9 protein-coding genes are annotated in these 10,937 nt (G+C 62.8%); 7 read left to right on the forward strand and 2 right to left on the reverse strand.

What is annotated here, in order from left to right; all coding sequences use genetic code 11:
* Positions 1-23: 23 nt before the first annotated feature.
* Positions 24-1,025: a ParB/RepB/Spo0J family partition protein gene (locus tag GGQ68_RS22805; protein WP_183970112.1), complete on the reverse strand. Its 1,002-nt coding sequence runs from the start codon at positions 1,023-1,025 to the stop codon at positions 24-26.
* A gap of 147 nt (positions 1,026-1,172) precedes the next feature.
* Positions 1,173-2,573, reverse strand: a complete 1,401-nt coding sequence (locus GGQ68_RS22810) for an AAA family ATPase (RefSeq protein WP_183970114.1) — start codon at positions 2,571-2,573, stop codon at positions 1,173-1,175.
* Between the two features lie 447 nt (positions 2,574-3,020).
* On the opposite strand from GGQ68_RS22810, the gene GGQ68_RS22815 reads away from it, so the two are divergent.
* From GGQ68_RS22815 to GGQ68_RS22845, 7 genes are all read left to right on the forward strand, one after another.
* Positions 3,021-4,028, forward strand: a complete 1,008-nt coding sequence (locus tag GGQ68_RS22815; protein ID WP_183970116.1) for a replication initiator protein A — start codon at positions 3,021-3,023, stop codon at positions 4,026-4,028.
* 79 nt (positions 4,029-4,107) lie between these two features.
* The gene (locus tag GGQ68_RS22820) at positions 4,108-5,088 is read left to right on the forward strand and encodes an O-methyltransferase (RefSeq protein WP_183970118.1); all 981 of its coding nucleotides are present in this window, start codon (positions 4,108-4,110) and stop codon (positions 5,086-5,088) included.
* Between the two features lie 151 nt (positions 5,089-5,239).
* A complete protein-coding gene (locus GGQ68_RS22825) occupies positions 5,240-6,304 on the forward strand; it encodes a DUF2793 domain-containing protein (protein ID WP_183970119.1) in 1,065 nt (354 codons plus the stop codon).
* Positions 6,305-6,391: 87 nt separating this feature from the next.
* The gene (locus GGQ68_RS22830; RefSeq protein ID WP_183970121.1) at positions 6,392-7,300 is read left to right on the forward strand and encodes a class I SAM-dependent methyltransferase; all 909 of its coding nucleotides are present in this window, start codon (positions 6,392-6,394) and stop codon (positions 7,298-7,300) included.
* Positions 7,301-7,309: 9 nt separating this feature from the next.
* On the forward strand, positions 7,310-8,227 hold the full coding sequence (locus GGQ68_RS22835; protein WP_183970123.1) for a sulfotransferase family 2 domain-containing protein: 918 nt from the start codon (positions 7,310-7,312) through the stop codon (positions 8,225-8,227).
* Between the two features lie 196 nt (positions 8,228-8,423).
* Entirely contained in the window at positions 8,424-9,449 is a 1,026-nt protein-coding gene (locus GGQ68_RS22840; RefSeq protein WP_183970125.1) for an SDR family NAD(P)-dependent oxidoreductase, read from the forward strand.
* 274 nt (positions 9,450-9,723) lie between these two features.
* The gene (locus GGQ68_RS22845) at positions 9,724-10,137 is read left to right on the forward strand and encodes an XRE family transcriptional regulator (RefSeq protein WP_183970127.1); all 414 of its coding nucleotides are present in this window, start codon (positions 9,724-9,726) and stop codon (positions 10,135-10,137) included.
* Positions 10,138-10,937: the final 800 nt, after the last annotated feature.

Here is a 10,937-nt window from a genome sequence, read left to right on the forward strand (position 1 = left end):
AGCGAGGGAAGCCCGCCGAGCCCTCAGCCTTGCCGCTTCTGCAGCCAGGCTTCGAGATCGGCAAGGAAGGCGGCATCCACACCGCGCCCTTCAAGCAGCACCTGATGCGCCCCCTGCTTGCGCAGGTGGACAGGGGCATTGGGCTTCGGCGCGGGTGTCTCGGCTTTGGCCTTGGCGGGTTTTGGTGGGGTCAGTTCCGCCCGGATCAGGGTCTGTTCCGCCTCAAAGTCCGCCGGGTCTCCCTCTGCCACCTGAGTGCGCAGACGGGCTGACAGCTCTGGGTCCGCTTCCAGCGCCTGCGCCAATTGCAGGCCCAGACGCTCGCCAATGGCGCGGGGAAAGCGCAAGGCCCCGTCGAGATGCTGCACCACGAGGGTGAAGCTCTTGATCTTTGACCGCTTGGCGCGGGAGGCATTTTCGTAAAGCCCCGACAGTGCGCTGGAAAGGTCCTCAAACGCGCCCTGCTCCACAGCCTTCAAGGCGATGCGCGCGCGCTCGAAATAGCTCAGCCCCACGCGGATCTCGTTTTCCTCGATCATGGCGAGGTAGGCCTGGCTGGCCTCTGCCGGGCGGCGCAACAGCCCCAAGACCTCTCCAAAGGCGGCGCTGTCACGACGCCGCAGCTCTGTCAGCGCCATGACCCGTCGCCAGCCGGAAATCAGGCCGTAGCGCGGCGCAGCCCCCTCACCAAGGTCCACAAGCTCCACCGGCGTCTGCTGGCCGCGGCGGGCGATGCTGTCCACCAGGGCGGCTTGCTCCTCTTCAGGAACGCCGACACGATCACGCACGAGATAATCGAGCGCGATGTCCTCCAATGGCACGGACACCACCATGCGCCCGCCCTCCCGCGCGCTGCGCAGGGTCTCGGCCATCTCCGTGATGGCGGCGGTCGACGATGCCTCACGCGCCACGTCTGCAATAGGGGCACGCATTGTGGCGCCTACAGGAGGCAGTGCGGATTTGACCTCTGGCGCGGGGTCCATGAAGCTCGGGTTGGCAGGTGTCAGGCGTCTGCGTTTGGCCATGTCAGGGTCTCCTCTGGCTGGGCACCAGTTTGGAAAATGTGATCAAGAAGTTCTGAATGCAGCGCACGGTGGAAAGCGCCGGGGCGCGGCCCCGAACCCCGGAGCATTTGAAAAGCCAAGAGCCCCCCTGCCGCGTATAGGAAACAGTCATTCGGCAGCGCGCTGGTTGGCCAGCTCGTCACGCCGCCAGGCGCCTATGATCAGGCTTTTGACGGCGGCCCATGTGGCATCGAACGTTTCACGGCCACGGGCATAGGTTTCGCGATTGAAGTCGCGATAGTCGGCCTCGTAGATGCCTTGCACCTGCTCGCCGGCTTGTCCAATCAGCGCTGTGAAGCCCTGACGGTGGGGGGAGAGCGTGGGGCCGAGGTAGCTTTGCATCAGGGCGGCCAGTTCTGCCTGCTGGCTACTGTCATAGCGGGTGATGAGGGCGCGCACCGCGTCCCATTCAAACGCCAGCCCTTCACGGCCCAAGGCGCGTGCCGCGATGTTTTCCGCCTCCTCGATGGAGCCGAAGGTGGCATGCAACATGTCAAAGAAGCGGCCCGTGCTGTCGAACTCCAGGAACGACGCGCCGAGGGGGACCAGCAGGATGTCCGCGGCCGCCAGTCCGTTGATCGTCAGGTAACCAAGCGCGGGGGGCGTATCGAGGAAGATCAGGTCGTATTCGTCGAGGATGCCGTCCTCGTCGAGGCTTTCGGTCAGCGCGTCCCACAGCCGCCAGCCGCGCGCGTTCATGCGCCAGACCGGGATCTGGAATTCCGCCCAGTAGAGGTTCAGCTGCGCGCCGATCAGGTCGATGTTGGGCCAGTGGGTTTTCTGGATCAATTCGGGGGCCTTCACCTGCAGGGCCGATGACAGGGTGTCGTCCAGAGGTTGCGGGACCTCGCCACGGGCTGCACGCGCCTGGTTGTCCGATTGCAGCGTGCGGGCGTAGTGACGGGCCAGCAGCGGAAAGACCGTCTGCCATTCGTCCTGGACCTGGCCGCCGAATATCGAGGTCATGGAGCCCTGGCTGTCCAGATCGATCACCAGCACCTTGTAGCCGTCGAGCGCGGCGGACATGGCGAGATGTGCGGCGGTGGAGGTCTTGCCCACGCCGCCCTTGAAGTTGGCCACGGCCAGCATCTTGGCGGGCAGACCGTCGGGGCGGTAGGGGCGGTAGTCCTTGGCCTTCGATCCCTTGGCCCCGAAATGGGCGCGCAGTTGCAGCACCTCGTCGAGGGTAAACCATTTCGCGCCGCCCGAGGTTTCGGACATGCCCTGTGGCAGATCGGGGTTTTCCTTGAGCACGCGGCGGAAGTGACCGGTGGCCACGGGGATCAGGTAGCGGGTGATTTCCCAGGTGGAAAACAGGCGCAGGGAGCGGTTGCCGTTTTCCTCCAGCCCGCGGCTTTCGAGATCCTGTCTGCCGGAGGCACAGGCCTGCGCGATGCGCGCGAAGTCCGCCGTGCCCATGGCGCATTCAAGCTGGGTGGCCGCGATATCCGGGTCGAGCCCCACGTAGGGAGGCTGGGTGGTTTTGGTGGATTTTGTCGGGCTTTTCATGGTCTTTGCTCGCTATCCGCCAGGGGCCTCTTTGGGAGGTCTCTCCTGACATGTTCGCCTTTTTTCCTATGATACCTGAAAACAGCGCACATGGAAGCGTTATGCACACATTGGCGGGATTTTCTCAGGATTTCAAAAGGGAACGGATGCACCAAACAGAAATTACTCTGTTAAATCTAGGTTAAAGTACTCGTTACAGGCAAATGTCCTGAGCAAAGAGTCCTTTATACCAAAGGCTTCCATTCCAAATTCAGGCAGAGGCGACTCTGATCCCACGTTGCTGCGACTCCAATCCCCCGAAGCGGTGACTCTGCTCCCCCGAAAAGCGCGGGCCTTCGGGTGGACGCAGATTGTGGATAACTCTAGGGTGTCACTGAACCCCCGAACCTGATTCCGGACCACCGGAGCGCACACAACAAGGGGGCAGGCAGTGTACAGGCGACGATCATGACCAGCGCAGCAGGGGGGCTGACCCCTGACCGGCATCCCACGGCGGACTTCTTTGTCTGCGATTTGTTCGACGCCTCGCCCAAGGGCGATCTGGCGTCCATGGAACATCCGATCTTTTCCCTGGCGACGAAGCCCGACACGCGGGTGCTGTCCTATGAGCACAATGGCGCGGAGATCACCGTCACGCCCTCGGTCAAGGGGCGCGCCACGATCCACGACAAGGACATCCTGATCTATTGCGTGAGCCAGCTGATGGCGGCGGTGAACCTGGGCCGCCAGATCACCCGGCACCTGACGCTGACGGCGCATGACCTGCTGGTGGCCACCAACCGCGACACCAGCGGCGATGCCTACACCCGTCTTCGGGATGCGTTTGAACGGCTCGCCGGCACGCGCATCACAACCAATATCTCGACGGGGGGCGAGGAGACCACGCGCGGCTTCGGCCTGATCGAAGCCTGGGAAATCGTGCGCAAGTCGCGGGGCGGGCGAATGGTGTCGGTGCGGGTAACGCTGTCGGACTGGCTGTTCCGGGCCGTCGAGGCGCGCTCGGTGCTGACGCTGTCGCGTGATTATTTTCGCCTGCGCAAACCGCTCGAGCGCCGCGTCTACGAGCTGGCGCGCAAGCATTGTGGGCGGCAGCAGGCCTGGCGGATTTCGGTCCCGGTGCTGCACAAGAAGGCGGGCAGCGCCGCGCCCGTGCGGGTGTTCCGCGCCGCCCTGCGCAAGATGATCGCGGAGGGCAACCTGCCGGATTATGAGTTGACCGAAGAGCTTGGCGACGTGATCCGTGTCAGCCGCCGCAATGGCGTGGTGGAGGCCGGTCCCGACCTGCCGCCCCTGTCCGATGCGGTGCGGGCGGCAGCCCGGGAATTGGCGCCGGGCGAGGATGTCTACGCCCTGGAGGCACAGTGGCGGCATTGGTGGGCGGCCTCCGGGCGCAGCCCGCTCAAGGCGCCGGGCAAGGCCTTTCTTGGATGGATCAAAAGCCGCCCCCGGGGGTGAGGCCGCCATTGCGTGATGCGCGGGCTGGACGGATCGTGTTGGCAGGCCCTAGGGTCGGGGCAGATCATAAGGGGTTCCCATGCGGTATTACTTTGTCAGCCAGACCTCACAGAACCCGCTGTTTCGCTGGCTGAACTTCCCCGGCAAGCGGGCCTGGCTGGATCTCGAAGATCCACAGGCCGAAGGGTTATTGCTGCTGGCGGGATCGGGGGCAGGGGCGGTGCGCCCGGTGTTGCATGACCCTGACGGCAAACCGGTGGCGCTGCAGATCTCGGACCCCGGAGAGGATCTGCCCGACAATGCCAAGTGGTTTCTGCGCCAACCGGAGGATCAGCGCTGGTTGAAACAAGTGAGCTTTCGCTTTCCCGGTGCGGTGCCCCTGACGCTGAGCTGCGCGGCCACGGGGCAGCGGCTGGCGGTGCTGACCCCCGGCATGGGATTTCCGGCGCATCTGTTCGGTCTGTTGCAGCGCGCGCCACATGGACCGGACGGGCGCTGGTGCAACTTCGTCGAGACGGGCACGCTGTTCGGCCACACCACGCTGCACGCCAGCTATTGGGCGGACCGGGTGATCACCATCGAGCTGTCGCAGACCCTGCACGCCGAGGCGGTGAAGCATCTGGCACACCGACCCAATGTCACCTGCCTGCAGGGCAATTCGGCGGATGTGCTGGCAGAGGTGGTGCCGGATCTGGACGGGCCAAGCGTGTTCTACCTCGATGCGCATTGGAGCGGTGACAGCAGCGTCGATTGGGGCAGCTCAAAGTTCAACGGCTATCCCATCGATACGGCGCGCGCCAAGCTGGGCGAGAGCGAAGGCGCGCGGCAGGTGCCATTGATGGAGGAGCTGACCTGTATCCTCGACGATCACCGCGACGCAGCGACCATCGTCATCGACGACTGGCACACGGTGGGGACGCGGGATCTGAACTTTGCCGGAGAGGACTGGACCCATCTGGACCGCGATGCGCTGCTGGCCCTGATGGACGGGCACGCCCGCAGCCTGTCGCACAGTGACGATGGGCCGAACCGCCACGTCTGGCATATCGGGCCGCTTTGAGGTCTGGGGGGCTGCGGGGAGTGAGCCGCGCTTGGGCGTGCCGCGCGTACCGCGCTTGTTTGGAGACGCGCGTACCGCGCGATGCCCCAAGGGGCTGTTAACCACGGGGGCATACCTCTGAGGCCGTTCCGCTTTCGAGGAGGTCTCCCCCATGTCCGACGTCTCGGCCGTGCTGTCGCTGCCCTATCTTCTGCCCGCCCAGGCGCAGAAACACGTCACTCATAACGAAGCACTCGCCCGTCTGGATGTGGCGGTGCAACTGGCCGTGGTGGCCCGTGACGAGACCGCCCCGCCGTTCGGAGCGTCCACCGGCGACCGCTATCTGGTGCCCATCGGGGCCAGCGGCGACTGGGCCGCCCACGTGGGGGAGATCGCCCTGTGGGATCAGAACATGTGGGTCTATCACACCCCGATTACCGGGTGGCGCGCGCTGGTGCTGGCCGAGGATGTGGAGGTGCTCTTTGACGGCACGGACTGGCAGGTGATCCCGGTGGAAAGCGCCACGGTGGGGGTGAACACCTCTGCCGATGCGACCAACCGGCTGTCGGTCTCAAGCACGGCGACGCTGTTGACCCACGAGGGCGCGGGCCACCAGATCAAGGTGAACAAGGCCACGGCGGGCGACACCGCCAGCCTGCTGTTCCAGACCGGCTGGGCGGGCCGGGCAGAAATGGGGACGGCCGGGTCGGATGCTTTCGCGATCAAGGTCTCGGCCGATGGGGCCGCCTGGACCACTGCGATGAGCTTCGATCCGGCCTCGGGGGTGGTCTCCGGCGGGGCCGTGATGGCCACCCCCACGGACACCGGGACGGGCAAGCTGGCGCGCGCTGACTATGCCTATGGGCCGGGCAACCTGCTGGGCGCGGTGGCGCAATCCGGCGGCACCCCAACCGGCGCGGTGATCGAGCGCGGCTCGGACGCCAATGGCACCTGGGTGCGCTTTGCCGACGGCACACAGATCTGCTGGAGCCCGCAGGTGACGGTGAACGTGACCACCACGGCGGGCGCGATCTATCGTTCCAGCGTGACAACATGGACCTATCCAAAGGCGTTCACCGTGGCCCCGGCGCTGATGCAGGGACGTCAGAACCATTCCACCAGCTACTGGACGGTGCCGGGCATCACCACCCCCACGACGGGAGAGGCTTGCGCCATGTCCTACCAGTCGACCACCGGCCGCGCGATCAATCTGGTGGCGATCGGACGTTGGGTCTGAGGCCCGAAGACTGAAGAAGAGTTAACCAGTCTTAAAGATTGCACTGGTTAGGATCTCGGTAAAGTTAATCTTTACCGGGATTTTTTCATGCCAGATGCGCCGCCCTTTTCTGCTGCTGTGCTCGACCTTTTGCCGCCCCTGACCGAGACGGCGGTTGCCGACGGATACATTCTCGATGCCATGGGCACACGCACGCAGCGGCGGTTTCGTCGCGGCTCGTCCAAGGAGCCGGGCCTCGTGCAGCTCAACCCCATGGTCAACTGGGAGTGGATCCCGCTCGCCTGGGCGATGATGACGGCGCAGGATCGCATGACGGCCGTGGAACTGGGGGCGGGCTGGGGCCCGTGGGTGTCGCGCTGCCATGTGCTGGCGGGACGGCTGGGGATCGAGGACCGCCATATCTTTGCGGTCGAGGCGGAGCCGATGCATTTCAGCTACCTCGAAACACAAATGGCCGACAACGCCATCCCGCCAGAAGATCACACGCTGGTGCAGGGGTTGATTGCGGAACACGCGGGCTTTGCCCTGTTCCCCCTGACCGAAACACCCGAGCAAAGCTGGGGGCTGCGGCAGCTGGGGGAGGAGGGGCAGAGCCTCGAAACCTTGCTGGCCCGGACCAAGGCTTTGCCGATCGAGGGGGAGGAGGGGCTCTATCGTCTGCCCAAATGGCCGCACAAATATGCCATCCAGCAATCGCTGTCGCTGGCAGAGCTGATCGGGGACACGCCGCTGGTGGATTTCATGCATGTGGATATCCAGGGCAACGAAACCAAGGTGCTGCCACCCTCCATGGATCTGCTGAACGCGCGTTTCCGGGTGATTGCCGTGGGCACCCACAGTCACGAGATCGAAGCCGAACTCAGGGACTGTTTCACCGCAAATGGGTGGATCTGCTATCACGACAGCATCATGCACCATGACGACAACAACATGCTGCGGGACGGCCATCAGGTCTGGCTGAACCCGCGGCTTGGTCCGAAACCGGGCCCCGGCTGAGGTGGTCTCATGGCCACTTTGGTAAACGAAGCACTTGGTGTGGTCTTCGTGCATATCCCGAAATCCGCGGGCACCTCCGTGACGCGGACCTTCGAGGCACACTCCGCGCCCGATCCGGAGACACCGTTGACCGATGCGGAGCGACAGGCCAACCCGCGGCTTTGGTCACATTGGGTGCAGGGCGATCATCTGCCGGGCATCGAGGCGTCTGTCGCCCATAACGTGGGCATGCAAGGCGGGCGGGAAAAGGTGCCTGCCTTTCATGCGCGGGCTGTCGATCTGCGGCATGCTCTTGGCTACCGGCGGTTTGATGCGTTGCACAGCTTTACCTTTGTGCGCAATCCGTTCGAGCGTATGGCCAGCACCTACCATTACACCCGGGACAATGACGCAAACCCCCATGCGGCCATGTGTCGGGTGCTGGGGTTCGAACAATACATCGTCTTCAACTGTATGCTGACGGTGCAGCTGCAATATGACTGGCTGCATGATCTGAACGGACGCCCGATGGTGGATGAGGTGTTCCGGGTCGAACACATGGCCGAGGCAGAGGCCCGGCTTGGCGCGCGGCTGTTCGGAAAACCGATCCGCTTTGTGCATGAGAACCAATCCACCAATGCCCGGCGCGATCCGTCCACCAGTTGGAATGCGGTGCCTGAGTGGGTGATTGACCTGTTCGTGAAAACCTACGCAAAGGACTTCGCCTGCACCGGCTACGCAACGGATGTCAGCCCGTACAAGACCGCCGATGTGACCTCGGAGGAGGCGGCGTCCGGCGCCTGGGAGCGGCTGCCGCAATACCTTGCCCATCCGGTGGAGAGGTCGATGCAGCGCCGCTATTATCTTGATCGGCTGCGCTATATCACGACGCTCGACCGCGGTGAAAACGTGGCCGGCTCAGCGTCCGGCGACACCGTGGCCGGCTGACCGCAACTTCACTGCCTGTCCCGAAGCGGTTTCACGAGCTTTGAGACGTCTGTGGAGAGGCTTTGTTCGGTCGGGCAGGGGATATTTCCTGAAAGGTCCATGTCTGTCGACCTCAATGCAAGGCTTTGCGACTTATTCGGAATGAGGCTAAGCACGGCTCGACACTGCAATAGGCTCCTGTGAAAGGTTCTGTCTCATGGCGCGCATTTTCATCACCGGCACGGCCGGCTTCATCGGCTACCACCTTGCCCGGCTGTTGCTGGACGAAGGTCACACCGTCGCGGGCTTTGACGGCATGACAGACTACTACGATGTGACGCTGAAACAGCGTCGTCATGCCATGCTGCTGCAGTCCCCGACCTTCACTGCCACCGAGGCGATGCTGGAGGACCGCGATGCGCTGGATGCGGCGATGGATGCTTTCGTGCCAGAGATCGTGGTGCATCTCGCGGGGCAGGCGGGGGTGCGCTACAGCCTTGAGAATCCGCGCGCCTATGTGGATGCCAATGTCACCGGCACCTTCAATGTCATGGAGGGCGCGTTGCGTCACAAGGTGGGGCATTTGTTGATGGCCTCGACCTCCTCGGTCTACGGGGCAAACACGGATATGCCGTTCTCGGAGGCCGACAAGGCCGACACGCCGATGACCATCTATGCCGCCACCAAGAAGGCGACCGAGGGCATGGGCCACGCCTACGCCCACCTGCATGACATGCCGACGACCATGTTCCGCTTCTTCACGGTCTATGGCCCCTGGGGACGCCCGGATATGGCGCTGTTCAAATTCGTGAAGGCGACGCTGAACGGCGATCCCATCGACGTCTACAATCACGGCGAGATGTTTCGCGACTTCACCTATGTGGAGGATCTGGTGCGCGCCATTCGCCTTCTGATGTTCGAGGCCGTCCCGCCGAGCCGCTATGACCGCCCTGACGATGGCGCGGTTCCCGAAGGCGACAGCCTGTCCCCCGTCGCCCCTTACCGGGTGGTGAACATCGGCAACTCCCGTTCCGAGCGGCTGACCGATTTCATCGAGGCGATCGAGGCTGCGCTGGGGATGAAAACCACGCGCAACCTGATGGACATGCAGCCCGGCGATGTGCCGGCCACCTGGGCCGACGCGAGCCTGCTGGAACAGTTGACCGGCTACCGTCCGCAGACCAATATCGGCGAGGGCGTGCAGCAGTTCGTCGACTGGTATAGAAACTATTACGCCGTCTGAGATGGTTATCTGTCATGCACTTCTAGGGGTAGCCTTGCGCCAAGTTCGCAGCCCGCCACTGAAAGTGCACTGCGACCATTTCTTTGGGCAAAGCAACTTATGTTCGTGCCAAGCCGCCTCTCCAAGGTTCCGATCACGATCCGTGCCGCACAACAGGTCTCCCTCCTAATAAGCACGCCACCCAACCTAGGACTTCTTGTCAGAACCACGCAGCAAGGGCGTTCGTACGTCCATCTATCATGTCCCTGTCTGCAACAAGAAAGGGATGCTTGACATGACTGAAGGCCAAACCTCCGCGTTTATCGATCACGCTGTGCGCCAATCCGGCAAGAGCAATGATGACATCGCCCATGCCATGGGTTTTTCACGCCCAAACCTCGTGACCATGCTCAGGGTTGGTGCGACGAGGCTTCCGCTGGACCGGATCCCCGACTTCGCGGCCGCGACAGGTGCTGACGCATACGAACTGCTTACGCTGGCTCTTGCCGAGTACGGCGGCCCGGGGCCTCAAGGGCTGGAGAGCCTCGAGCGCAAACCGATTGAAAGCAACGTCAACATTCGGGCGCCCATCGAGGTATGTGACCGCTTCAAAGCTTTATGCATGCAGGAGCGCCGCACCCAAGGCCAGATGTTGGAGCTCTTGCTGACTGTTTGGGGCGCTGGACAAGATGTGGATGAGACGCGCTGACGTCCTCTGAAAAACCGGCGAGCGGCTCTGTCGCTCGTCGTCTCGGTACGTCCCTCTGCCCCCAGAACGTACCGCAGAGCGCTCAGAATTGGGCAGAGATGGCCTGTTGGCCCAATCTGGCGACTGCCCCCGCTCACACATGCAATCGCACGTCTGGGCTAATTTCTGGGCAGTGGATCAGTTTTCAATTTTCTCGGGCTTCGGAGTGCCGCATCCTTATTGGCGCGTGCATCGCGCTGGCGAAAAGCCTTGTCATGCTCAAGCCGGGTTGAGCCGACCAAAAGACAAGGCTCCGCGCCGGGGGTGGCACACAAGATGTTCAGGCCCCTGTGTTCCCCCCAATCCTTGTCGTTCAGATCTTCATAGGTCTGGGGACTGCGAAATTTAAGGCTTTATCTGTATCGCTTTCATACCGGAGTTGTCCCGGTTTCGCGCTTGGCTTGCAGTGGTCTGGTGTCGAACATAGCTGCAGTCGGAACAAAAAGAGCGAGAGAACGCGCCGATGCCGCAGACCTTTGAATGCCCAATCCTTCCCGCGATTGAAGACGTGAGCTACTACTCCGAGATGCCGTCCGGGTGTGTGTTGCCCTACAAGCTGATGCCCACTGCTACATCGCAGCCAGTTTTGCGTGATCGCCTCCAAGCCATTCCGGACATATGCTTTGCTGACTACAGGTTCGAGGTTGTCTTCGACTGGATCAAAATTGGACCTGTCGCGGTTTGATGCCGCTCCTTTGATAGCATTTACTGCAACAAAGGAGACTGAATATGGGACTGAAACGGACGGACGAATTCCGCAA

The sequence above is a fragment of the Sagittula marina genome, assembly GCF_014196795.1.
In the GTDB taxonomy this organism is placed as follows: Bacteria; Pseudomonadota; Alphaproteobacteria; order Rhodobacterales; family Rhodobacteraceae; genus Sagittula; species Sagittula marina.

Excerpts from the sequence above, each read along its gene's own strand:
- GGQ68_RS22845 (WP_183970127.1), top strand. The coding sequence starts at position 9,724 with ATGACTGAAGGCCAAACCTCCGCGTTTATCGATCACGCTGTGCGCCAA.
- GGQ68_RS22840 (WP_183970125.1), top strand. The coding sequence starts at position 8,424 with ATGGCGCGCATTTTCATCACCGGCACGGCCGGCTTCATCGGCTACCAC.
- GGQ68_RS22820 (WP_183970118.1), top strand. The coding sequence starts at position 4,108 with ATGCGGTATTACTTTGTCAGCCAGACCTCACAGAACCCGCTGTTTCGC.
- GGQ68_RS22825 (WP_183970119.1), top strand. The coding sequence starts at position 5,240 with ATGTCCGACGTCTCGGCCGTGCTGTCGCTGCCCTATCTTCTGCCCGCC.
- GGQ68_RS22835 (WP_183970123.1), top strand. The coding sequence starts at position 7,310 with ATGGCCACTTTGGTAAACGAAGCACTTGGTGTGGTCTTCGTGCATATC.
- GGQ68_RS22810 (WP_183970114.1), bottom strand. The coding sequence starts at position 2,573 with ATGAAAAGCCCGACAAAATCCACCAAAACCACCCAGCCTCCCTACGTG.
- GGQ68_RS22805 (WP_183970112.1), bottom strand. The coding sequence starts at position 1,025 with ATGGCCAAACGCAGACGCCTGACACCTGCCAACCCGAGCTTCATGGAC.
- GGQ68_RS22830 (WP_183970121.1), top strand. The coding sequence starts at position 6,392 with ATGCCAGATGCGCCGCCCTTTTCTGCTGCTGTGCTCGACCTTTTGCCG.
- GGQ68_RS22815 (WP_183970116.1), top strand. The coding sequence starts at position 3,021 with ATGACCAGCGCAGCAGGGGGGCTGACCCCTGACCGGCATCCCACGGCG.